Source organism: Streptomyces sp. NPDC004266, assembly GCF_042874095.1.
In the GTDB taxonomy this organism is placed as follows: Bacteria; Actinomycetota; Actinomycetes; order Streptomycetales; family Streptomycetaceae; genus Streptomyces.
This window is the reverse complement of the sequence record NZ_JBIAMM010000010.1, coordinates 188,181-210,030: the sequence shown is the minus strand read 5'-3', so window position 1 is coordinate 210,030 and position 21,850 is coordinate 188,181. Positions and strand designations below refer to the sequence as shown.

The 21,850-nt window shown below is 70.5% G+C and carries 19 protein-coding genes, 5 tRNA genes and 1 pseudogene; 9 read left to right on the top strand and 16 right to left on the bottom strand.

The window, feature by feature from the left end; translation table 11 throughout:
- The 3 genes from ACFYUZ_RS24260 to leuC form a co-directional block, all read right to left on the bottom strand.
- The gene (locus ACFYUZ_RS24260) at positions 1 to 228 is read right to left on the bottom strand and encodes a hypothetical protein (RefSeq protein ID WP_389312476.1); all 228 of its coding nucleotides are present in this window, start codon (positions 226 to 228) and stop codon (positions 1 to 3) included.
- Between the two features lie 104 nt (positions 229 to 332).
- A complete protein-coding gene (leuD, locus tag ACFYUZ_RS24255; RefSeq protein WP_389312474.1) occupies positions 333 to 926 on the bottom strand; it encodes a 3-isopropylmalate dehydratase small subunit in 594 nt (197 codons plus the stop codon).
- 6 nt (positions 927 to 932) lie between these two features.
- Complete coding sequence (gene leuC / locus ACFYUZ_RS24250; RefSeq protein WP_389312472.1) at positions 933 to 2,357, bottom strand: 3-isopropylmalate dehydratase large subunit; 1,425 nt, start codon at positions 2,355 to 2,357, stop codon at positions 933 to 935.
- A gap of 140 nt (positions 2,358 to 2,497) precedes the next feature.
- Here leuC and ndgR point away from each other — a divergent pair, with 140 nt between their 5' ends.
- Positions 2,498 to 3,214: an IclR family transcriptional regulator NdgR gene (ndgR, locus tag ACFYUZ_RS24245; protein ID WP_005311436.1), complete on the top strand. Its 717-nt coding sequence runs from the start codon at positions 2,498 to 2,500 to the stop codon at positions 3,212 to 3,214.
- Between the two features lie 126 nt (positions 3,215 to 3,340).
- Here the strand turns inward: ndgR and ACFYUZ_RS24240 are convergent.
- From ACFYUZ_RS24240 to ACFYUZ_RS24190, 11 genes and pseudogenes are all read right to left on the bottom strand, one after another.
- Positions 3,341 to 3,413: transfer RNA gene (locus ACFYUZ_RS24240), tRNA-Glu, on the bottom strand.
- A 42-nt stretch (positions 3,414 to 3,455) separates the two neighbouring features.
- Positions 3,456 to 3,527, bottom strand: a tRNA-Gln gene (locus tag ACFYUZ_RS24235).
- A gap of 18 nt (positions 3,528 to 3,545) precedes the next feature.
- Positions 3,546 to 3,621 (bottom strand) — tRNA-Glu (locus ACFYUZ_RS24230).
- A 61-nt stretch (positions 3,622 to 3,682) separates the two neighbouring features.
- Positions 3,683 to 3,755, bottom strand: a tRNA-Glu gene (locus ACFYUZ_RS24225).
- Positions 3,756 to 3,794: 39 nt separating this feature from the next.
- A tRNA-Gln gene (locus tag ACFYUZ_RS24220) sits at positions 3,795 to 3,866 on the bottom strand.
- Positions 3,867 to 3,961: 95 nt separating this feature from the next.
- Positions 3,962 to 4,684, bottom strand: a complete 723-nt coding sequence (locus tag ACFYUZ_RS24215) for an HAD family hydrolase (RefSeq protein ID WP_389312470.1) — start codon at positions 4,682 to 4,684, stop codon at positions 3,962 to 3,964.
- Between the two features lie 19 nt (positions 4,685 to 4,703).
- Positions 4,704 to 5,403 (bottom strand): annotated as a pseudogene (locus ACFYUZ_RS24210) (IS200/IS605 family accessory protein TnpB-related protein); the annotation flags it as partial.
- 112 nt (positions 5,404 to 5,515) lie between these two features.
- Positions 5,516 to 5,806, bottom strand: a complete 291-nt coding sequence (locus ACFYUZ_RS24205) for a type I restriction-modification enzyme R subunit C-terminal domain-containing protein (RefSeq protein WP_389312468.1) — start codon at positions 5,804 to 5,806, stop codon at positions 5,516 to 5,518.
- Positions 5,807 to 5,956: 150 nt separating this feature from the next.
- The gene (gene gltX / locus ACFYUZ_RS24200; RefSeq protein WP_389312466.1) at positions 5,957 to 7,432 is read right to left on the bottom strand and encodes a glutamate--tRNA ligase; all 1,476 of its coding nucleotides are present in this window, start codon (positions 7,430 to 7,432) and stop codon (positions 5,957 to 5,959) included.
- Positions 7,425 to 8,210, bottom strand: coding sequence for a fumarylacetoacetate hydrolase family protein (locus ACFYUZ_RS24195; protein ID WP_030690686.1), 786 nt, complete (start codon positions 8,208 to 8,210; stop codon positions 7,425 to 7,427). The genes gltX and ACFYUZ_RS24195 overlap by 8 nt, the downstream gene beginning before the upstream one ends.
- A gap of 125 nt (positions 8,211 to 8,335) precedes the next feature.
- A complete protein-coding gene (locus tag ACFYUZ_RS24190) occupies positions 8,336 to 8,539 on the bottom strand; it encodes a hypothetical protein (RefSeq protein ID WP_389312464.1) in 204 nt (67 codons plus the stop codon).
- A 567-nt stretch (positions 8,540 to 9,106) separates the two neighbouring features.
- Here ACFYUZ_RS24190 and ACFYUZ_RS24185 point away from each other — a divergent pair.
- The 8 genes from ACFYUZ_RS24185 (at position 9,107) to ACFYUZ_RS24150 (ending at position 19,665) form a co-directional block, all read left to right on the top strand.
- Positions 9,107 to 12,919, top strand: coding sequence for a nitrate- and nitrite sensing domain-containing protein (locus ACFYUZ_RS24185; RefSeq protein WP_389312462.1), 3,813 nt, complete (start codon positions 9,107 to 9,109; stop codon positions 12,917 to 12,919).
- A 9-nt stretch (positions 12,920 to 12,928) separates the two neighbouring features.
- Positions 12,929 to 13,342 (top strand): roadblock/LC7 domain-containing protein, encoded by a 414-nt coding sequence (locus ACFYUZ_RS24180; protein ID WP_030496942.1) that lies wholly within the window; start codon positions 12,929 to 12,931, stop codon positions 13,340 to 13,342.
- Positions 13,343 to 13,507: 165 nt separating this feature from the next.
- The gene (locus ACFYUZ_RS24175; protein WP_024756254.1) at positions 13,508 to 13,912 is read left to right on the top strand and encodes a DUF742 domain-containing protein; all 405 of its coding nucleotides are present in this window, start codon (positions 13,508 to 13,510) and stop codon (positions 13,910 to 13,912) included.
- A complete protein-coding gene (locus tag ACFYUZ_RS24170) occupies positions 13,893 to 14,474 on the top strand; it encodes an ATP/GTP-binding protein (protein WP_017235981.1) in 582 nt (193 codons plus the stop codon). The genes ACFYUZ_RS24175 and ACFYUZ_RS24170 overlap by 20 nt, the downstream gene beginning before the upstream one ends.
- Before the next feature lie 340 nt (positions 14,475 to 14,814).
- On the top strand, positions 14,815 to 18,042 hold the full coding sequence (locus ACFYUZ_RS24165; protein ID WP_389312459.1) for a nitrate- and nitrite sensing domain-containing protein: 3,228 nt from the start codon (positions 14,815 to 14,817) through the stop codon (positions 18,040 to 18,042).
- Between the two features lie 10 nt (positions 18,043 to 18,052).
- Positions 18,053 to 18,466 carry a roadblock/LC7 domain-containing protein gene (locus ACFYUZ_RS24160; RefSeq protein WP_030224397.1) on the top strand — a complete coding sequence of 138 codons (414 nt, stop codon included), beginning with the start codon at positions 18,053 to 18,055 and terminating at the stop codon, positions 18,464 to 18,466.
- Positions 18,467 to 18,557: 91 nt separating this feature from the next.
- On the top strand, positions 18,558 to 19,103 hold the full coding sequence (locus ACFYUZ_RS24155) for a DUF742 domain-containing protein (RefSeq protein ID WP_093873922.1): 546 nt from the start codon (positions 18,558 to 18,560) through the stop codon (positions 19,101 to 19,103).
- Complete coding sequence (locus ACFYUZ_RS24150; RefSeq protein ID WP_015036414.1) at positions 19,084 to 19,665, top strand: ATP/GTP-binding protein; 582 nt, start codon at positions 19,084 to 19,086, stop codon at positions 19,663 to 19,665. Before ACFYUZ_RS24155 ends, ACFYUZ_RS24150 begins: the two co-directional genes overlap by 20 nt.
- A gap of 241 nt (positions 19,666 to 19,906) precedes the next feature.
- Here ACFYUZ_RS24150 and ACFYUZ_RS24145 read toward each other — a convergent pair whose 3' ends face one another.
- Entirely contained in the window at positions 19,907 to 20,101 is a 195-nt protein-coding gene (locus ACFYUZ_RS24145) for an acyl-CoA carboxylase subunit epsilon (RefSeq protein ID WP_030693719.1), read from the bottom strand.
- Positions 20,102 to 20,115: 14 nt separating this feature from the next.
- Entirely contained in the window at positions 20,116 to 21,699 is a 1,584-nt protein-coding gene (locus ACFYUZ_RS24140; RefSeq protein ID WP_389312457.1) for an acyl-CoA carboxylase subunit beta, read from the bottom strand.
- Positions 21,700 to 21,850 lie beyond the last annotated feature (151 nt).

Genomic DNA, 21,850 nt, shown 5'->3' with positions numbered 1-21,850 from the left:
TCAGTCGTCCTCTGGGAATCGGCCCTCATCGAGGTCCTTCATCAACCGGTCGAGACGCGTGGCCGCGTCCTTGAGATCGTGCTTCGCCGCTGCCGTGACGACCAGCAGCTTCCGGGACAGCGCCATCCTTACGCCCTCCGGGACTTGCAGTGCGCGCACCCTTGTGTGCGCTTCCTTCAATCGGGCGGCGACTGCCTCGTAGAGCTCGAGTTGGCTGTCGCGTTCCATGCACCGATTGTGCCATCTAGGGCGAGTTGTCGCCCGACAGGGTCTCAACAAGCGACTGCGCCCCCCACCGGTCGGTGGGGGGCGCAGTCTTGGAAAAGCGCTGCTCAGGCCGTAATTGTACGGGGCTTGAAGGCCGGTCGAGCGGCCTCGTAGGCAGCGATGTCCGCTTCGTTCTGAAGGGTGAGGCTGATGTCGTCCAGACCGTTGAGCAGTCGCCAGCGGGCGTTCTCGTCGAGCTCGAAGTCGGCCTCGATCCCGGCGGCCAGGACCTTGCGGGCCTCCAGGTCGACGGTGATCTCGGCGGTCGGGTCGGCCTCGGTCAGCTCCCAGAGGGCGTCCACCGTCTCCTGCGGGAGGACGACGGTGAGCAGGCCGTTCTTCAGCGAGTTGCCGCGGAAGATGTCGGCGAAGCGGGAGGAGATGACCGCCTGGAAGCCGTAGTTCTGGAGCGCCCAGACGGCGTGCTCGCGGGAGGAGCCGGTGCCGAAGTCGGGGCCGGCGACCAGGACTGTGGCGCCCTGCCGCTCGGGGCGATTGAGGACGAACTCGGAGTCCTTGCGCCAGGCCTCGAAGAGGCCGTCCTCGAAGCCGTCGCGGGTGACCTTCTTCAGCCAGTGCGCCGGGATGATCTGGTCGGTGTCGACGTTGCTGCGGCGCAGCGGGACGGCCCGGCCGGTGTGCGTGGTGAAAGCTTCCATGGTTCCTCAGACCCCCGCGGTGGTGGCGACGTCGGACAGATCGGCCGGGGAGGCCAGGTGGCCCAGGACGGCGGTGGCGGCGGCGACCTGGGGGGAGACCAGGTGGGTGCGGCCGCCCTTGCCCTGCCGGCCCTCGAAGTTGCGGTTGGAGGTGGACGCGGAGCGCTCGCCGGGAGCCAGTTGGTCGGGGTTCATGCCCAGGCACATGGAGCAGCCCGCGTGCCGCCATTCGGCGCCGGCCTCCTTGAAGACCTTGTCCAGGCCCTCCTCGACGGCCTGCAGGGCGACCCGGACCGAGCCGGGGACGACCAGCATGCGGACGCCGTCGGCGACCTTGCGGCCCTCCAGGAGGGAGGCCGCGTTGCGCAGGTCCTCGATGCGTCCGTTGGTGCAGGAGCCTACGAAGACGGTGTCGACCTTGATGTCGCGCAGCGGCTGCCCGGCGGTCAACCCCATGTACTCCAGGGCCTTTTCGGCGGCGAGGCGCTCCGAAGCGTCTTCGTACGAAGCCGGGTCGGGGACGTTCGCCGAAAGCGGCGCGCCCTGGCCCGGGTTGGTGCCCCAGGTGACGAACGGCGCCAGCGCGGCGGCGTCGATGACGACCTCGGCGTCGAAGACCGCGTCCTCGTCGGACCTCAGGGTCTTCCAGTACGCGACGGCGGCGTCCCAGTCCTCGCCCTCGGGGGCGTGGGCGCGGCCCTTCAGATAGGCGAAGGTGGTCTCGTCGGGGGCGATCATGCCCGCGCGGGCGCCGGCCTCGATCGACATGTTGCAGATGGTCATCCGGGCCTCCATCGAGAGCTTCTCGATGGCGGAGCCGCGGTACTCCAGGATGTAGCCCTGGCCGCCGCCGGTGCCGATCTTCGCGATGATCGCCAGGATCAGGTCCTTGGCGGTGACGTCCTCGGGCAGCTCGCCGTCGACCGTGATCGCCATGGTCTTGGGGCGGGCCAGCGGCAGCGTCTGGGTGGCGAGCACGTGCTCCACCTGGCTGGTGCCGATGCCGAACGCCAGCGCGCCGAAGGCGCCGTGCGTGGAGGTGTGCGAGTCGCCGCAGACCACGGTGGTGCCGGGCTGGGTCAGGCCCAGCTGGGGGCCCACGACGTGGACGACGCCCTGCTCGACGTCGCCGAGCGGGTGCAGCCGGACGCCGAATTCGGCACAGTTCTTGCGGAGGGTCTCCAGCTGGGCGCGGGAGACCGGGTCGGCGATCGGCTTGTCGATGTCGAGGGTCGGGGTGTTGTGGTCCTCGGTGGCGATGGTGAGGTCGAGGCGCCGTACCTGCCGGCCGTTCTGCCGGAGACCGTCGAAGGCCTGGGGGCTGGTCACCTCGTGCAGCAGGTGCAGATCGATGAAGAGGAGGTCGGGCTCGCCCTCGGCGCGCCGGACGACGTGGTCGTCCCAGACCTTCTCCGCGAGTGTCCTACCCATCGCTTTCCCTCCGGCCGACGTCTACGCCGGCACAACTAGAGACCCGTTTCGCGGGCCGTTGTGCGGCCGCATCACCAGGGTCACAGGTTCCGAGAAAAATTGAACTTGCGTTTCACAGAGTGAGACGCGAATATCGTTGCATGGACAACTCTAGCGGCGTAGGCGTTCTCGACAAGGCAGCCCTTGTCCTGAGCGCCCTGGAGTCCGGTCCGGCCACCCTCGCAGGACTGGTCGCGGCGACGGGACTCGCACGACCCACGGCCCACCGACTGGCCGTGGCACTGGAACACCACCGGATGGTGGCCCGCGACATGCAGGGCCGGTTCATCCTCGGACCGCGCCTGGCGGAGCTCGCCGCCGCGGCCGGCGAGGACCGCCTGCTCGCGACCGCGGGCCCGGTTCTGACGCATCTGCGCGACGTCACCGGCGAGAGCGCCCAGCTCTACCGGCGCCAGGGCGACATGCGCATCTGCGTGGCGGCGGCCGAGCGGCTCTCGGGCCTGCGGGACACCGTCCCGGTCGGCTCGACGCTCACCATGAAGGCCGGCTCGTCCGCGCAGATCCTGATGGCCTGGGAGGAGCCTGAGCGGCTGCACCGCGGCCTCCAGGGCGCCCGCTTCACGGCGACGGCCCTCTCGGGCGTACGGCGCCGCGGCTGGGCCCAGTCGATCGGCGAGCGGGAGCCGGGCGTCGCGTCCGTCTCCGCGCCCGTACGCGGCCCCTCGAACCGCGTGGTGGCCGCCGTCTCGGTCTCGGGTCCCATCGAGCGTCTGACGCGCCACCCGGGCCGCATGCACGCCCAGGCGGTCATCGACGCCGCCGCCCGCCTCTCCGAGGCGCTCCGCCGCAACGGCTGAGGCTCCGCCTCCCTCCTGTTCGTCCCGGCCCACCGCTCCAACGCCGCAGCGGTGGGCCGGAGTTGTGTGCGCGGTACCCGAACAGCGAAGAAGCCCTCCCCCGAAGGGAAGGGCTTCTCCGTCTTGTACCCCCGACCGGATTCGAACCGGCGCTACCGCCTTGAGAGGGCGGCGTGCTAGGCCGCTACACAACGGGGGCAAGATCTTGCGTCCGGGCGACGTATCGCCTGGATGTACTGCGCTGGCCTACCTGGACTCGAACCAAGACTAACTGAACCAGAATCAGTCGTGCTGCCAATTACACCATAGGCCACTGGTGGCTTAGACCAGTTGGTACCCCCGACCGGATTCGAACCGGCGCTACCGCCTTGAGAGGGCGGCGTGCTAGGCCGCTACACAACGGGGGCCCTAGCGATCCTGCATCGGGTTCACCGGGAGCTACCCAGGTGATCCCGCGGGAAGGATCTGTACCCCCGACCGGATTCGAACCGGCGCTACCGCCTTGAGAGGGCGGCGTGCTAGGCCGCTACACAACGGGGGCTTGTGGATGCCATCCACAGGTGCAGATGAGCTCTGCGAGCTGGCCTACCTGGACTCGAACCAAGACTAACTGAACCAGAATCAGTCGTGCTGCCAATTACACCATAGGCCACCGGAACTTGATCACTTCGAGAAGGGATCCTGCTCGGTTTGCGCTTCCGGGGCTTTCCGGCCTTTCGGCCCGTTCCCCTCGGCGCAGGAAGAACATTACCCGAAGGTGGACGGTGCTCCAAAACGCGTATCCGCACGCAGCAGCGCGGGCAGCTGCCGGAGGTCGGTGATCCGGGTCAGCTCGGGTCTCCCGCCGGTCCCCGCGCGGTCGAGCCAGACCCCCCTCAGGCCCGCCTCCACGGCCCCCCGGGCGTCGATGTCCGGCTGGTCCCCGACGTACGCCACCTGGTGGGGGCGCAGGTCCAGGGCGGCGCAGGCGGCGTGGAAGGCCTCCGGGGCCGGCTTGGCCACTCCCAGCTCGGCGGCGCACACCACGGCCTCGAAGCGGTCCCGCACTCCCAGCGCGCGGAGCTTGTGGTCCTGGTTGTGGATGCTGGAGTTGGACAGCACTCCGTGGCGGTAGTCCCGGGCCAGCAGGTCGAGGACGGGGACGGTGTCGGGGAAGAGCTCCCAGGCGGCCTCGTAGTGGACCACGTACCGGTCGAACCAGCCGTCGGCCTCGGCGGCGGTGAGCGCCGGCCGGCCGAGGAAGTCCCGCACCCGGCCGCGCCGCTGGTCCCGGAAGTCCCCGCCCTCGGCCTCGTACCGGCGCCAGTGCAGCTCCGTGAGCTCCTTCCAGCGCCGCAGGGCCTCCTCCACGGAGCCCCAGGCGTCCAGCAGCCCCTCGGCGGCGAGGTGCGCCCGCATCCCGGTGCGGTCCGCGCTCGCGTAGTCGAAGATCGTGTCGTCGATGTCCCAGAGCACCGCGCGGATGGTCATGGGAACGACGGTACCGCTCCTAAACGGTGAGCAGGAGTGAGTCTTGGACCCACGCCCGGCCGACTGGCGCGTCCCGAACGGTTTCGGATGCGCTGGTCCCCCGCGTTCGCTCCGCGTCCGGCTGCACGGATCGTGTCCGTGGTCCGTGGTCCGGGGACGCGGGGGCGGGTTTCCTCACGTCCTCGGATGCCGGGTCGGGCCCGGGCGGTCCGATGCCCACGACGATCGCTCTGGTCGTCGTGGGGCGGTGCCGTCCGTCGCCTGATCCGGTGCCCGAGGGCGCGTCTGCCGATCGCCACCGCTGCGGCAGCGTGTCGGCTGGTCCTGCGGTTCTTCGTGGTCAACGGCTCCTGCCAGTGCTCCGCACCCCACATCGAGGTGTAGGCCGGGTCGGCGGCGATCACACCGATACCTGCCTCCGCGCACATCGGCACCAGGCGGGCACGGAGTTTCCCGGTGGGGATGCCGGAGATCAGCTGCCGGAACCGCTTCCTGCGACCGTGCTTCTCGCGGGTGGTGGAGTCGGTGAAGTGGAGGTCTTCGATCGCGACCGCCTGCACTCCGGCCGCTTCGGCCCAGTGCAGGAGGCGGGTCGGGCCGTGCCGGAGTCGGGCGTCACGGTGGCCGGCGGAACCGGTGAGGTCGTAGTCGAACCGGCGTGGGCGGCCGACCGGGTGGCCGTGAGGGTCCAGCCGCCAGGCTGCGAGGTGATACCGGCCGGGGTCCACCTCGACGGTGAAGGGCTCGGCGCCGCCGGTGCCCAGGTACACGAAGGGATCACAGGCCGCCCGGAGCATTCCGAGTGCCGCCCCGAGGGCGTAGGCGAAGGGGTCAGGCGGCGAGCGCCGCCGGACACGCGCGGTTCTGGAGCTCCCTGAAGGGGATCTCCAGGGCGTCGATCTCCTCATTCGCGAGCAGGTCCTCAGGACCGTTCGGCGCCCGGTCGGTAAAGGGCGCGTCGTACAGGTCGGACACCCCGATGACGCCGCGCCGCACCACGAGGTCGATGACCGAGGTGATGAAGTCGAGCTGCCTCACGCCGAGCTGCTTGCCCTCGATGAACGACTCGAGCGCCTGCTGGGCGGCCCGGCGGTCGAGCCCGCAGAGCTGGCGGACGAACACGCCCAGGCCTCCACCGGAGTCCTTTCGTCCCCTCCCCGGCGCGGGGAGATGGGCTGCCCCTTACCCCGTAGGCGTCAGGGTTGGTGCGCCGAGAGGGGCGGCGACCGGATCTCCTTCCGGTCGCCGCCCCTCTCGGCGTACGACGGGTGCTTACGCGGCGAGCTTCGCCAGGGCCGCGTCGATGCGGGCCAGGGTCTTCTCCTTGCCCAGGATCTCCAGGGACTCGAAGAGCGGCAGGCCGACCGTGCGGCCGGTGACGGCGACGCGGACCGGCGCCTGCGCCTTGCCGAGCTTGAGGCCGTGGGCCTCGCCGGCGGCCAGGACGGCGTTCTTGAGGGACTCGGGGTCGCTCCAGTCGGCCGCGTCGAGCTTCTCGCGGGCGGTGGTGAGCAGGGCCGCGGGCTCGCCCTTCATGGCCTTGTCCCACGAGGGCTGGTCGAAGACCGGCTCGGGCAGGAAGAGGAAGTCCACGTTGGCCGTGATGTCCGAGAGGACGGTCACGCGGGTCTGGGCGTGCGGCGCGATGGCCTCCCAGGCGGCCTGGTCGAAGTCCTCGGGGGCCCAGGGGGCGTGCGGGGCGCGGAGCCAGGGCTCGCAGGCCGCGGCGAAGGCCTTCACGTCCAGCATCCGGATGTGGTCGGCGTTGATCGACTCGGCCTTCTTGAGGTCGAAGCGCGCCGGGTTGGCGTTGACGTCGGCGATGTCGAACTTCGCCACCATCTCGGGGATGGTGAAGATGTCCTGGTCGGCCGAGAAGGACCAGCCGAGGAGCGACAGGTAGTTCAGCAGGCCCTCGGGGAGGAAGCCGCGCTCCCGGTAGAGGTTGAGGGAGGCCTGCGGGTCGCGCTTGGAGAGCTTCTTGTTGCCCTCGCCCATCACGTACGGCAGGTGGCCGAAGGAGGGGATCTCCTTGGCGATGCCCAGCTCGATCAGCGCCTTGTAGAGCGCGACCTGGCGCGGGGTGGAGGAGAGCAGGTCCTCGCCGCGCAGGACGTGGGTGATCTCCATCAGGGCGTCGTCGACCGGGTTGACCAGGGTGTACAGCGGGGCGCCGTTGGCCCGGAGGATGCCGTAGTCCGGCACGTTGTCCGGGGTGAAGGTGAGCTCGCCGCGGACCAGGTCGGTGAAGGTGATCGGCTCGTCGGGCATGCGGAAGCGGACGATCGACTCGCGGCCCTCGGCGCGGTAGCGCTCGATGCGCTCGGCGCTCAGGTTGCGGCAGGTGCCGTCGTAGCCGGACGGCTTGCCGGCCAGGCGGGCGGCGTCGCGGCGGGCTTCCAGCTCCACGGCGGTGCAGAAGCAGTGGTACGCGTAGCCGCCGGCGAGCAGCTTGTCGGCGACGTCCTTGTAGATGTCCATCCGCTGCGACTGGCGGTACGGCGCGTGGGGGCCGCCGATCTCGGGGCCCTCGTCCCAGTCGAGGCCGAGCCAGCGCAGCGAGTCGAGCAGCTGGTCGTACGACTCCTCGGAGTCGCGAGCGGCGTCGGTGTCCTCGATGCGGAAGACCATGGTGCCCTGGTTGTGCCGGGCGAAGGCCCAGTTGAAGAGGGCGGTGCGGACCAGGCCCACGTGGGGGTTGCCGGTCGGCGAGGGACAGAAACGGACGCGGATGTTCGCGTTAGCCACGCTTGATCACCTTATTGGTGAGAGTGCCGATGCCTTCGATGGTGACGGCGACCTCGTCGCCGACGTTGAGGGGGCCGACCCCGGCGGGGGTGCCGGTGAGGATGACGTCGCCGGGGAGCAGCGTCATGGCCTCGGTGATGTGGACGACCAGGTCCTCGATGGAGCGGATCATGTCGCTCGTCCGACCCAGCTGGCGCTGTTCGCCGTTGACCGTGGCCTGGACGGTCAGGTCGCTCGGGTCGAGGTCGGTCTCCACCCAGGGGCCCAGCGGGCAACTCGTGTCGAAGCCCTTGGCGCGGGCCCACTGGGCCTCGCGCTTCTGGACGTCGCGGGCGGTCACGTCGTTGGCACAGGTGTAGCCGAAGATCACGTCCTTGACGCGCTCCCGGGGCACCTCGCGGCACATGCGGCCGATCACCACGGCCAGTTCGGCCTCGTGGTGCAGCTCGCTGGAGAAGGAGGGGAACTCGATGGCGTCGCCGGGGCCGATCACCGAGGTGGTGGGCTTGAAGAAGGCGACGGGGACGTCGGGGACCTCGTTGCCGAGTTCGGCGGCGTGCTCGGCGTAGTTGCGGCCGATGGCCACGACCTTGTTGGGGAGCACGGGCGGCAGGAGCCGTACCTTGCTCAGCGGGACCTTGGTGCCGCTGAGCTCGAAGTCGGTGTACGGGATGCCCTTGATGATGTCGAGGACGAGGCCGCCGGACTCGACGGTTCCCTCGCCCTCGACGGCGCCGAAGGCCACATTGCCGTCGATGGAGAATCTGGCGATGCGCACGAGTGCTGTCGCCCCTCACTTGGTACTGGCTGGAGTCTGACGCTCCAGGCTAACGCGGCGAAGGGGCGGCCGACCGGCGATATCACCGGTGCCGATGCGGAGAGCCGGGGCCGCGGCCCCGGGCGCTAGCGGGTAGCGGAGGCGTACGGCTGGGGCACGTGGGGAGCGGGGGCCTGCATCAGGATGGTGCGGCGCGGGTTGGCCGTGTTGCCGGGCAGCTCCACCGAGTACTGCGGCTGGGCGCCCCGGCCGAGGTCTGCGGCGTCCGAGAGGTGGACGAGGGTGGAACGGCGGGGGTTGGCCGTGGTGCGGAGCGTCGTCGTCTTCATCGCGGTGATCGGACCTTGTTCCGGGAGGGGCGCCCGTACGGGCGCGAAGGGGTGTAAAGCGTCAGGCTAAACATGCGATTCCCTTCGAATGCATGGCTGAGACATCGATTCGGGTGTGAGTTTGCTCACCACTCGCGCCACATACCGGGCATTACGGACCGTCCCCGGTCGTCACGGAAAGGGACATTCCGCCATTGAATGAGCTATTCCGCTCCTGATCATGTCGACTGGGACACACGGGGATGCCCGGCCATTGGGACGGAAAAGTCCGAATCCTCCGTGATCATCTTCTACATGGGGTGACGTACCGTGCACGCGTTGTCATGCCCCTCCCGTCGCGACACGCGGCCCTTGTTGGAGATCCGGCACTGTGCTGGAATTCCACGCACCGCCGCGGGTTTCAAGCCGGCGCGCAGAGGCGCAACGCAGCGCCGGCCGAGTGGCGGGAAAGGGGGAACTGCGCCGGTCACCGACGACCACCTGGGGTGCGCCACGCACCCCGATCGACGCCGACACCGTCCTCTCCGTTCATCCGGAAGGACGCCTGGTCCAGAGGTTGCGACGCTAGTGCAGGGACGTTTCAAGAGGGATGGCTCGGGGTCTCCCCAGGCCCGCCAGGGCCGAGCGGATGCTCCGGCGGAGCAGGAACCGCGTGCCGGGACCGACCGCGGTCCCTCGGCCCCGCACACCCCGAACCAGGGTCAGGGACCGTCCGGCGACGGCGGTGAGGGCGGCAGGCGCGCGAGCGCCGCGGCCACGTCCGCCGAGCAGGCCGCCGCGACCCCCAAGGCCCGGGCCGAGAACGAGGTCGGGCCCCGAATAGCCCTGCGCAACTGGCGCATCTCCACGCGCCTCGTGGCGCTCCTCACCCTCCCCGTGGTCGCCGCGACCACCCTGGGCGGCATCCGCATCAGCGACTCGCTCCAGGACATGGAGCAGCTCGACCACATGCAGCTGCTCACCAAGCTGACCCGAGAGGCCACCGGTCTCGCCCAGGCCCTGCAGGCCGAGCGCGACCTGTCCGCCGGCCCGCTGGCCAACGGCCGCCCGGTCAGCGACTACCAGGTCGCCAACCCGCGCCGGAAGACGGACCGCGAGTACAAGGCCTTCCTGGAGGCCACCGAGGACATCCCGGCCACCGAGGGCGACGAGGCGCTGCGCAGCATCCGCCAGAACGTCAGCCAGATCGCCTCGCAGGTCACCGAGCTCCACTCCATCCGGGGCAGCGCCTACGAGAAGGGCGTCTCGCACTCGGTGACGGTCGAGGCGTACAGCCGCCTCATCCGCTCGCTCCTCAGCCTGTCCCAGGACATGGCGCAGGCGACCAGCAACCCCGAGATGATCAAGCGGACCCGCGCGCTCGCCGCGTTCTCGTCCGCCAAGGAGTACGCCTCCATCCAGCAGGCGATCATCGCGGCCGCGCTCCCCCCGAGCGACCGGACCTCCGGCAAGCTCCAGCAGGGTGACCGCCTCTACGGCGAGGCCGCCCTCAACAGTGAGGGCGTCGAGCTCAAGTCCTTCCAGGCGATCTACGAGTCGACCGGCGGTGACGCCGCCGAGCGGACCGAGTCGCTGAACAGCGGCGACCCGTCGATCAACGCCGCCAACAAGTACGCCGAGCGCGTGCTGAACTCGGACGACGCGATGCCGAACGGCCCGCGCCGCGGTCACCTGAACTTCACCGACGAGTACAGCACCAAGATCTCCGCCATGAACCGCATCGAGGCGGGTCTGCTCGGCGACATGGAGACGATGGCCCGTGAGCTGAAGCAGGAGTCGCAGCGCGACGCCATCATCAACGGTGCCCTGATCCTCCTCGTCCTCGGCGTCTCGCTCATCGGCGCCTTCGTCGTGGCCCGGTCCATGATCCGCTCGCTGCGCCGGCTCCAGGACACCGCGACCAAGGTCGCCCAGGACCGCCTGCCCGAGCTCGTCAAGCAGCTCTCCGAGTCCGACCCGCAGGACGTCGACACCTCCGTCGAGTCCGTCGGTGTGCACTCCCGCGACGAGATCGGCCAGGTGGCCGCGGCCTTCGACGACGTGCACCGCGAGGCGGTCCGCCTCGCCGCCGAGCAGGCCCTCCTCCGGGGCAACGTCAACGCGATGTTCACCAACCTCTCGCGCCGTTCCCAGGGCCTCATCCAGCGTCAGCTCTCGCTCATCTCCGAGCTGGAGTCCCGCGAGGCCGACCCGGACCAGCTCTCCTCGCTCTTCAAGCTCGACCACCTCGCGACCCGTATGCGCCGGAACGGCGAGAACCTCCTCGTCCTCGCCGGCGAGGAGCCGGGCCGCCGCTGGACCCGCCCGGTCCCGCTGGTCGACGTCCTCCGTGCCGCCGCCTCCGAGGTGGAGCAGTACGAGCGCATCGAACTGGCCGCGGTCCCGGCGACCGAGGTCGCCGGCCGCGTGGTCAACGACCTCGTGCACCTCCTCGCCGAGCTGCTCGAGAACGCCACCTCGTTCTCCTCCCCGCAGACCAAGGTCCGGGTCACCGGTCACGCCCTGCCCGACGGCCGCGTGCTCGTCGAGATCCACGACACCGGCATCGGCCTCTCCCCCGAGGACCTCGCCGCGATCAACGAGCGGCTCGCCTCGCCGCCCACCGTGGACGTCTCGGTCTCCCGCCGCATGGGTCTCTTCGTGGTCGGCCGCCTGTCCCTGCGACACGGCATCCGGATCCAGCTGCGCCCGTCCGACTCGGGCGGCACCACCGCGCTCGTCATGCTCCCCGTCGACGTCGCCCAGGGCGGCAAGAAGCCCATGCCCAAGCCGGGCGCGGGCGGCCAGGGCGCGATGCCGCAGGGCCAGGGCGCCCAGGCCCCCGGCGGCCGTCTCCCCGGCGGCCCCGGCGCGGCCGGTGGCCCCGGCGGACGTCCGGGCCAGGGCGGTGCCCCGTCCTCGGCGGCCGGCCGCCTCGGCACCGGTGCCGGTGCCGCGCGCGGTCAGGTCGGTGCGAGCGGTCCCCGGGCCGCGCTGCCCGCCCGTGACGGTGCCCCGCTCACCGGCGGCCCGCAGCCCCGCACCCCGCAGCCGCAGAACGCCCAGCTGGAGCAGACCGGCCGGCTGCCGCAGGTCCCCCAGACCCCGCAGGCTCCCCAGTCGCCCGACACGATGCGTCCGGGCCCCGGCGGGGGCGGCCTCATCGGCGGCGCCGCGAGCGCCATCCCGTCCCGTACGGACGTGTGGGGCAACCAGTCCGGCCCGCAGGCACCCCAGCAGCAGCCGCAGCAGCCGCAGGGCAACCAGCAGGGCGGGTACGACTTCCCGCGCGCCGAACTGCCCGGCGGCACCCCGCAGGCGCAGCAGCAGCAGCGCCCGCAGGCCGCGAGCTGGGGCAACGACCCGCAGCAGCCGGTCCGCCGCCCGCAGCAGGAGATGTCCCCGCTGGACGCCCCGCGCGGTCACGAGGAGCCGGAGTCGGCGGGCCTGTTCGGCTCCCCGGCGGCCCCGCAGGGCCCCGGCTCCACGGGCCAGTTCCCGCGGCCGGACTTCGGCGCCCCGCAGCAGCCGCAGGCCCAGCAGCCCCAGCAGCAGGCCCCGCAGGCCTACCAGGGCGGTGCGCAGGACCCGGCGTCGACGGCGCAGTTCCCGCGCCCCGACTTCGGTGCCCCGCAGGGCCCCGGCTCCACGGGCCAGTTCCCGCGGCCGGACTTCGGCGCCCCGCAGCAGCCGCAGGCCCAGCAGCCCCAGGCGTACCAGGGCGGTCAGCAGCAGCAGTTCGGCCGGCAGCCCTTCGTGCCGCAGGCCCAGCAGCAGGCCCCCCAGGCCCAGCCCCCGGCGCCGCGCCAGCGGGGCGGCAACGACTTCGGTGCCCCGCGTCCGGCCGAGCCGGCCGGACGGCAGCAGCCGCAGCAGCCGCAGCTCCAGCAGCCGCGCCGTCCGGAGGCCCTGCCGCCGGCCGGTGGCGCGGGCGACGGTCGTACCCCGCTGTACGACACGCTGGAGACCAGCTGGTCGCACCAGGAGCAGGCGCGGCAGACGGACCCGACGCAGACGATGCAGACCCCGGTCGTGTCGCAGCCGTCCGCTCCGGCGCCCCGTCCGGCCGGTGAGCCGGCCGGTGACGGCCGCCAGAACGGCGGGGCCGCCTGGCGGACCTCGCCCAACGACGAGCTGGTGCGCCAGGCGGAGCGGGTGCGCAAGCCCGCGGCCGGCGGCGTCACCACCTCCGGCCTTCCGCGCCGTGTGCCGAAGGCCAACCTCGTACCCGGGACCGCACAGGAGCAGGCCCACACGGCCGGCCCCCAGGTCTCGCGTGCACCCGACGACGTCCGCGGCCGGCTCACCAATCTGCGCCGCGGCATCCAGCAGGGCCGCCAGGCCGGCAACTCGACCACGGGTAGCCACCACCTCGGTCCGAACCATCAGCAGGAGCGTTAGTTGAACGCGATGAGCCAGGCGGCGCAGAATCTGAACTGGTTGATCACCAACTTCGTGGACAACACCCCCGGGGTGTCCCACACGGTGGTGGTCTCCGCCGACGGACTCCTGCTGGCCATGTCCGAAGGATTCCCCCGCGACCGCGCCGACCAGCTGGCGGCGGTCGCATCCGGACTGACCTCGCTGACCGCGGGCGCGTCCCGGATCTTCGAGGGCGGTCCCGTGGCACAGACCGTGGTGGAGATGGAGCGCGGCTTCCTCTTCCTGATGTCCGTCTCCGACGGCTCCTCCCTGGCCGTGCTCGCTCACCCCGAGTGCGACATCGGCCTGGTGGGCTACGAGATGGCGCTGCTGGTCGACCGGGCCGGCAGCGTCCTCACCCCGGATCTCCGTGCGGAGCTCCAGGGAAGCCTGCTCCACTAGGTCACGCACGACGGACGGACCCCACTTCCGTCCGCACCGACCGATCCGCAGGGCGGTACGCCCCTCCGTACCGTTCTGGGCACTGTTCATCGTCCGGCCGCCCCACCCGGCCCCCCACCGGCCCCATCAGACGGCAGAAGTCTTGCTGTCACGCCCGGAGGATTCATGACCCCGCCCCCCGCCTCTCACGATCCGTACGGCGCCTCAGTCGACGAGTACGGGTACGAGGGCGACCAGCCGCTGGTGCGTCCGTACGCGATGACCGGCGGCCGGACCCGGCCGCGCTACCAGCTCGCCATCGAGGCGCTGGTCAGCACCACGGCCGACCCGGCGCACCTCGCCACGCTCCTCCCGGAGCACCAGCGGATCTGCCACCTCTGCCGCGAGGTCAAGTCGGTGGCCGAGGTGTCGGCCCTCCTGTCGATGCCGCTCGGTGTCGCCCGGATCCTCGTGGCCGACCTGGCGGAGGCCGGCATGGTGGCGATCCACCAGCCGGGCAACGGAGAGACCGGCGGCACGCCGGACGTCACACTGCTCGAAAGGGTGCTCAGTGGACTTCGCAAGCTCTAGCGGCGGCGCGGCCAGATCGACCACCAGCGCGAAGATCGTGGTGGCGGGCGGCTTCGGCGTGGGCAAGACCACGTTCGTCGGCGCCGTCTCGGAGATCAACCCGCTGCGTACCGAAGCCGTCATGACCTCCGCGTCGGCCGGCATCGACGATCTGACGCACACCGGCGGCAAGACGACGACGACCGTCGCCATGGACTTCGGCCGCATCACCCTCGACCAGGACCTGATCCTGTACCTCTTCGGGACCCCCGGACAGGACCGCTTCTGGTTCATGTGGGACGACCTCGTCCGCGGCGCCATCGGCGCCGTCGTCCTGGTCGACACCCGCCGCCTCGCCGACTGCTTCCCCGCCGTCGACTACTTCGAGAACTCGGGCCTCCCCTTCGTCATCGCCCTCAACGGCTTCGACGGAGCCCAGCCCTACCAGCCCGAAGAGGTCCGCGAGGCCCTCCAGATCGGGCCCGACACCCCCATCATCACCACCGACGCCCGCCACCGCGCCGACGCCAAGAGCGCCCTCATCACGCTCGTCGAGCACGCCCTCATGGCCCGCCTCAAGTAGAGGGACCGGTCAGGGCAGTTGTCATATGCCTCTGCCAGGGGCGGTCTGTGTCCTTCGACACGGCCGTCCCCGGGTTCATAACATTTCGACAGAGAATTGGGGCGCCTCGGACACCCGACGCATCCGATCGGTGTCACTGTGCTCACCTGAGCCCCGCCATTTGGCGGGGCTCGCTCTTTATGCCCGTTTTATACGAGGCCTGGACCACTGAAAGAGGCCGCCTCCCACTGTTTGGAAGGGACCCCCTTCACGTGCTGCAATTCATGAACTCCCGAGTAGTACGGCCCTGAACGAAACACCGGCACAACGTAGGTGCCGACGCCGAGAGGTTGTTGGTCGAGTGAGGCGAAGCAAGGAAAGCTCCGCGGAGCAGGAGACGCGGGGCAACTTCACGCCGCCGTCGCGCACAGCGGTGTCGCCCGCGGACGTGCCCGTGACGCCGCCCCCCGTGGAGGCTCCCCGGGGCAGCTCCAGCAAGCTCTCGCCCCGCAACTGGCGGGTGCCCACCCGGCTGAACGCGATCCTCTGCATACCCGTGCTCACCGGCCTCGTCATGGGCAGCTTCCAGGTCAAGTCGGCCATCGACACCTGGCAGGAGGCGCAGGACGCCGAGAAGACGGCGCTCATCGTGCGCGCCGCCTCGGAGTACAGCACGGCCCTGCTCAACGAGCGTGACCTCACCGCCGGCCCCCTGCTGGTCGCGAAGACCCCCGAGGACCGCAAGGTCGACGACGTCACCCGGGCGTACGCCGCGACCGACTCCGCCAAGTCCAAGTTCGACGAGGCCGTCAAGAACATGCCGTCGGGCCAGGGCCTGGAGCGCCGTCTGCGGCTCTTCCAGGACGAGGAGCCGAAGCTGGAGACGCTGCGCAAGGCCGCGTACACCCGCTCCCTCGACCCGGTGAACACCCAGCTCGGCTACACGAGCGTGCAGCACTACCTGATGGAGTTCTCCAACGAGCTCGGTCTGGGCACCGGCAACATCACCAGCTACGGCCGGACCGTCTACGCGATCCAGCTCTCGAAGGGCGCGGAGTCCCTCCAGCGCTCCATCGGCACCCAGCTCCTGGTCCGGCCCAGCCACGACGAGGCCGTCTTCGCCCAGCAGTCGGTGGCGTTCAACTCGTACAACTACCTGGAGCAGATCGCCCTCGGCGAGTTCAACTCCGGCGGTCTGCCCGAGGACGTCGACCTCCTCAAGAAGGTCATGGCCGGCAAGGCCTCCGAGGGCGAGAAGCGGATGGCCGCGGCCGGCCTCGAGCTCCCCAAGGGCAAGGACGGCTCCGTCTACTCCGGCGTCGCCTCCCAGATCGGCACCGCCAAGGGCTCCGACGGCATCAAGGACCTGAAGGCCAAGGGCATCACGCCCGAGACCTGGATGGCCGTCGCCACCGCCAAGTTCGACGGCTACAGCGAGGTCGAGAAGATCCTCGTCGACAAGGCCGTGACCGAGGCCGCCGCCATCTCCGACGAGGCCAAGACGGACGCCTGGGTCAACGGCGGCATCGTCGTCGTCGCCCTGCTCGCCGCCTTCATCCTGGCCGGGATGATGGCCCGCCAGATGAGCCGCTCGATGCGCGAGCTGCGGAACGCCGCCTTCGGCATCGCCGAGCAGCGCCTGCCGATGCTGGTCGACCAGCTCTCCCGCACGGAGCCGGGCCGCGTCGACACCCGCGTCCAGCCCATCCCGATCGACTCGCAGGACGAGATCGGCGAGGTCGCCCGCGCCTTCGACCAGGTCCACCGCGAGGCCGTCCGGCTCGCCGCCGAGCAGGCCATGCTCCGCGGCAACGTCAACGCGATCTTCACGAACCTCTCGCGCCGCAACCAGTCGCTGATCGAGGGCCAGCTGACCCTCATCACCGACCTGGAGAACAACGAGGCCGACCCGGACCAGCTGGAGAACCTCTTCAAGCTGGACCACCTGGCCACCCGCATGCGCCGCAACGGCGAGAACCTCCTCGTCCTCGCCGGCGAGGAGCCGGGCCGCCGCTGGGACCAGCCGGTCCCGCTGGTCGACGTCATGCGCGCCGCCTCCTCCGAGGTGGAGCAGTACGAGCGCATCGAGCTGGCCGGCGTCCCGGAGGCCGAGATCCACGGCCAGGCCGTGACCGACCTCGTGCACCTGCTCGCCGAGCTCCTGGAGAACGCCACCACGTTCTCCTCCCCCCAGACCAAGGTCCGCGTCACCGCCACCCGTCTGCCCGACGGCCGCGTGATGGTCGAGATCCACGACAAGGGCATCGGCCTCACCGCCGAGGACTTCGCGGACATCAACCACAAGCTGGCCAACCCGCCGACCGTGGACGCCGCCGTCTCGCAGCGCATGGGCCTCTTCGTGGTCGGCCGGCTCGCCGACCGGCACGGCATCCGGGTCCAGCTCCGCCCCTCGGGCGAGCAGGCCGGAACGACCTCGCTGATCATGCTGCCGGACGCGATCACGCACGGCGGTGGCGGCGAGCAGCCGCTCCAGGACGACTTCACCGTCTCGCAGATCATTCCCCAGCAGCAGCAGAACGCCTTCGAGGCCGCTCCGCCGCAGCAGATGCTCACCGCGGCCGACCTCGGCTTCGACGACTCGCGCTACGAGCAGCCGGCCGAGGAGGAGCGCCAGCTCGACCCGGTCAACCGCTCGCTCCAGCGCGAGGGGCGGCGTGCCGCCCTGGAGGCCCAGGCGCAGGGCGGTGACCGTCCGCTCTTCCAGGACGAGACGGAGCAGGCGGAGCAGTACGGCCAGGGCCAGGAGTACGGGCAGCAGCAGGCCCAGGAGTACCCGGCGGAGCAGTACCCGGCGCAGGAGTACGGCCAGGGGTACGCGGCCGACTACCCGCAGCAGGACGGCTTCCAGCAGCAGGACGCCTACTCCTCGCAGGAGGGCTACGCCTACCCGCAGCAGGGTTACGAGGCGTACCCGCAGCAGGGCTATGCGGAAGCCTCGTACGAAGCCCCGGGAACCGAACACCAGCAGTACGGCAATGCGTTCGATCACCAGCCCCACCAGGCAGAGTGGCCGAATCAGAACGCTTACCAGGGCGGCTACGGACAGGATTTCGGAGCGGAACCGGAATCTGCTCCGAGCGCTCCCGAACAGGCCCCCGAGCGCGTAGGCTTCGACCGTCCGGGCCCGACCGCGAGTCCCGCCCCGGACGCCGGACACGCGCTGACCGACGCCGGTCTGCCGCGCCGCGGCAGCGTCGCCCCGCAGACGCAGCAGGCGCCGCAGCAGGCGAAGCCCGCGCAGCCGGTGCGGCAGCAGGACGAAGCCGACGGCTCCGACGAATGGCGCTCGACGAACGACGAGCGCTGGCAGCGGGCCGGAAAGCTCAAGGACCCCAAGGCGGGCGGGGTCACCTCGTCCGGTCTCCCCCGGCGGGTCCCGAAGGCCAACCTGGTCGAGGGGACGGCTGAGCAGACCCCGCAGGGCGGCCCCCAGGTCTCCCGCGCACCCGAGGACGTACGGGGCAGGTTGAGCAACCTGCGCCGGGGCGTCCAGCAGGGGCGCAGCGCGGGAACGGACACGAACGGATCGGGCCTCGGCCCGGGCAACACCTACAACCAGGAGCGTTAGTGTGAGCGCGATGAGCCAGGCGGCGCAGAATCTGAACTGGTTGATCACCAACTTCGTGGACAACACCCCCGGGGTGTCCCACACGGTGGTGGTCTCCGCCGACGGTCTCCTGCTGGCGATGTCCGACGGGTTCCCCCGTGACCGCGCCGACCAGCTGGCGGCGGTCGCGTCCGGACTGACCTCGCTGACCGCGGGCGCGTCCCGGATCTTCGAGGGCGGTGCGGTCAACCAGACCGTGGTGGAGATGGAGCGCGGCTTCCTCTTCATCATGTCGATCTCGGACGGCTCCTCGCTGGCCGTGCTCGCCCACCCGGAGGCCGACATCGGTCTCGTGGGTTACGAGATGGCTCTGCTCGTGGACCGCGCGGGCACGGTTCTGACCCCCGACCTCCGGGCGGAACTTCAGGGAAGTCTGCTCAACTAACAGACAGACAGTGCGTTTCACGTCACCGCACCGTAAGGTGCGGTGGCGCGGTTCAAGGGACATGGACCGCGAGGCAGTCGGAGGAGGAGACGTGGGTACACCGCCGGGCGCGAGCCCCTACAACGGTTATGACGCGCATCAGGCGCCCCTGGGCGACACCGCGCAGAACAACCGGTTCAACTTTCCCTCCGCCCCGAGCAGACAGGGCGTGTCTCAGCCCTACGCGCAGCCTCAGGTCCCGTCGGCCGCGGGCTCTCCGTCCGCCTCGCGCGGCGCCGCGGGCGGTTCCGGCGGCCACAACCCGCTGGTGCGTCCGTACGCGATGACCGGCGGCCGGACCCGGCCGCGCTACCAGCTCGCCATCGAGGCGCTGGTCAGCACCACGGCCGACCCGGCCCGGCTGCAGGGGCAGTTGCCCGAGCACCAGCGGATCTGCCGGCTCTGCTTCGAGATCAAGTCGGTCGCGGAGATCTCGGCCCTCCTCTCCATTCCCCTCGGCGTCGCCCGAATCCTCGTGGCCGACCTGGCCGAGGCCGGCCTCGTCGCCATCCACCAGCCCGGCGGCGACGAGGCCGCCGGCGGTCAGCCAGACGTGACACTGCTCGAAAGGGTGCTCAGTGGACTTCGCAAGCTCTAGCGGCGGCGCGGCCCGTTCAACCACCAGCGCGAAGATCGTGGTGGCGGGCGGCTTCGGCGTGGGCAAGACCACGTTCGTCGGCGCCGTCTCGGAGATCAACCCGCTGCGTACCGAAGCCGTCATGACCTCCGCTTCCGCGGGCATCGACGACCTCACCCACACCGGCGACAAGACGACGACGACCGTCGCCATGGACTTCGGCCGCATCACCCTCGACCAGGACCTGATCCTGTACCTCTTCGGCACCCCCGGACAGGACCGCTTCTGGTTCATGTGGGACGACCTCGTCCGCGGCGCCATCGGCGCCGTCGTCCTGGTCGACACCCGCCGCCTCGCCGACTGCTTCCCCGCCGTCGACTACTTCGAGAACTCGGGCCTCCCCTTCGTCATCGCCCTCAACGGCTTCGACGGCAACCAGCCCTACCAGCCCGAAGAGGTCCGCGAGGCCCTCCAGATCGGGCCCGACACCCCCATCATCACCACCGACGCCCGCCACCGCGCCGACGCCAAGAGCGCCCTCATCACCCTGGTGGAGCACGCGCTCATGGCCCGTCTGCGGTAGTCCCTGACGGGTACGTACACGAAGGCCCCGCACCGGAAACGGTGCGGGGCCTTCGTGCTGGGCCCTCGGGGCGGACGCGCCCGCGAGAGCGCCGTTCCGGCGTGCCCACCCTCCCCCGAGCTCTCGGCTTCGCTCGAGCAGGGGGACCTCCTTGCCCCTGCGGAACGACCGCCCACGACGGGGGGCACGGCGAAGGGCCCCGCACCGTGTCGGTGCGGGGCCCTTCCGTACGGCGGTGGCGTCAGCGCCAGCTGTGCGGCGCGCGGAAGCCGTGCTCGCGCTCCAGGCGGCGCCAGCCGGCCTGGGTGCGGCCGCGGTGGGTCTCCTCGGCGGGCTGGGAGGCGGCGCGGGCGAGCAGCACGGCCGTGATGGCGGCGAGCTCCTCGGGGTCGGCGGTGCCCTTCTCGACGCGGAGAAGGTTGGCGGGGCTGGTCACGTGGATGACTCCTCTTACTGAGGCGGGTTGCCGTGCTTGCGGGACGGCAGGTCGGCGTGCTTGGTGCGGAGCATCGCCAGGGACCTGATGAGTACCTGGCGGGTGTCGGCGGGGTCGATGACGTCGTCGACCAGGCCGCGCTCGGCCGCGTAGTAGGGGTGCATCAGTTCGGCCTTGTACTCCTTGACCATGCGGGCCCGCATGGCGTCGGGGTCCTCGGCCTCGGCGATCTGCTTGCGGAAGATGACGTTGGCGGCGCCTTCGGCGCCCATGACCGCGATTTCGTTGGTGGGCCAGGCGTACGTCAGGTCGGCGCCGATGGACTGGGAGTCCATCACGATGTAGGCGCCGCCGTAGGCCTTGCGCAGGATCAGGGAGATCCGGGGCACGGTCGCGTTGCAGTACGCGTACAGCAGCTTCGCGCCGTGCCTGATGATTCCACCGTGCTCCTGGTCGACGCCGGGCAGGAAGCCGGGTACGTCCAGAAGGGTGATGATCGGGATGTTGAAGGCGTCGCACATCTGGACGAAGCGCGCGGCCTTCTCGGAGGCCTCGATGTCGAGGACGCCGGCCAGCGACTGGGGCTGGTTGGCGACGATGCCGACGACCTGGCCGTCCAGGCGGGCGAGCGCGCAGATGATGTTGCGGGCCCAGCGCTCGTGGATCTCCAGGTAGTCGCCGTCGTCGACGAGCTCCTCGATGACCTTGTGCATGTCGTACGGGCGGTTGCCGTCGGCGGGCACCAGGTCGAGCAGCACGTCCGAGCGGCGGTCGGCCGGGTCCTCGGAGGCGACGGTCGGCGGGTTCTCGCGGTTGTTCTGCGGGAGCATCGACAGGAGGTAGCGGACCTCGGCGATGCAGGTCTCCTCGTCGTCGTACGCGAAGTGCGCGACGCCGGAGGTCTCGGCGTGGACGTCGGCTCCGCCGAGGCCGTTCTGGGTGATCTCCTCGCCGGTGACCGCCTTGACGACGTCCGGGCCGGTGATGAACATCTGCGAGGTCTCGCGGACCATGAAGACGAAGTCGGTCAGCGCCGGGCTGTAGGCGGCACCGCCGGCACACGGGCCGAGCATCACCGAGATCTGCGGGATGACGCCCGAGGCCTTGGTGTTGCGCTGGAAGATGCCGCCGTAGCCGGCGAGGGCGGAGACGCCCTCCTGGATCCGGGCGCCGGCGCCGTCGTTCAGGGAGACCAGCGGCGCACCGGCCGCGATGGCCATGTCCATGATCTTGTGGATCTTGGTGGCGTGGGCCTCGCCCAGCGCGCCGCCGAAGATCCGGAAGTCGTGGGCGTAGACGAAGACCGTGCGGCCCTCGACCGTGCCCCAGCCCGTGATCACACCGTCGGTGTACGGCTTCTTCGCCTCCAGGCCGAAGCCCTGCGCGCGGTGCCGGCGCAGCTGCTCGACCTCGCTGAAGGAACCAGGATCGAGCAGCAGCTCGATGCGCTCACGCGCCGTCAGCTTGCCCTTCGCGTGCTGGGCCTCGGTGGCGCGCTCACTCGGGCCACGCAGCGCCTGCTCGCGCAGGACGTGCAGCTCGGCCACTCGGCCACGGGCGTCAGCGGGCTCGCTCGGGATCTGGTCCACAACGGTCATGTACCGACCCTACGAAGTCACACAAGAAAACCCCGCCGTCGACTCCGTACAGTCTCGCGTGTCGAATCCTGGTGGGGCTGGACAGAACCCAGGGGCGTCCAGCCCGAGTCAACAGCCAGGTACCCCCCGTGTTTGTAGGGGTTCGACATAG

Coding starts and splice junctions, on each gene's coding strand:
- ACFYUZ_RS24260 (WP_389312476.1), bottom strand. CDS start 228: ATGGAACGCGACAGCCAACTCGAGCTCTACGAGGCAGTCGCCGCCCGA.
- leuD (WP_389312474.1), bottom strand. CDS start 926: ATGGAAGCTTTCACCACGCACACCGGCCGGGCCGTCCCGCTGCGCCGC.
- leuC (WP_389312472.1), bottom strand. CDS start 2,357: ATGGGTAGGACACTCGCGGAGAAGGTCTGGGACGACCACGTCGTCCGG.
- ndgR (WP_005311436.1), top strand. CDS start 2,498: ATGGACAACTCTAGCGGCGTAGGCGTTCTCGACAAGGCAGCCCTTGTC.
- ACFYUZ_RS24215 (WP_389312470.1), bottom strand. CDS start 4,684: ATGACCATCCGCGCGGTGCTCTGGGACATCGACGACACGATCTTCGAC.
- ACFYUZ_RS24190 (WP_389312464.1), bottom strand. CDS start 8,539: ATGAAGACGACGACGCTCCGCACCACGGCCAACCCCCGCCGTTCCACC.
- ACFYUZ_RS24180 (WP_030496942.1), top strand. CDS start 12,929: ATGAGCCAGGCGGCGCAGAATCTGAACTGGTTGATCACCAACTTCGTG.
- ACFYUZ_RS24175 (WP_024756254.1), top strand. CDS start 13,508: ATGACCCCGCCCCCCGCCTCTCACGATCCGTACGGCGCCTCAGTCGAC.
- ACFYUZ_RS24160 (WP_030224397.1), top strand. CDS start 18,053: ATGAGCCAGGCGGCGCAGAATCTGAACTGGTTGATCACCAACTTCGTG.
- ACFYUZ_RS24140 (WP_389312457.1), bottom strand. CDS start 21,699: ATGACCGTTGTGGACCAGATCCCGAGCGAGCCCGCTGACGCCCGTGGC.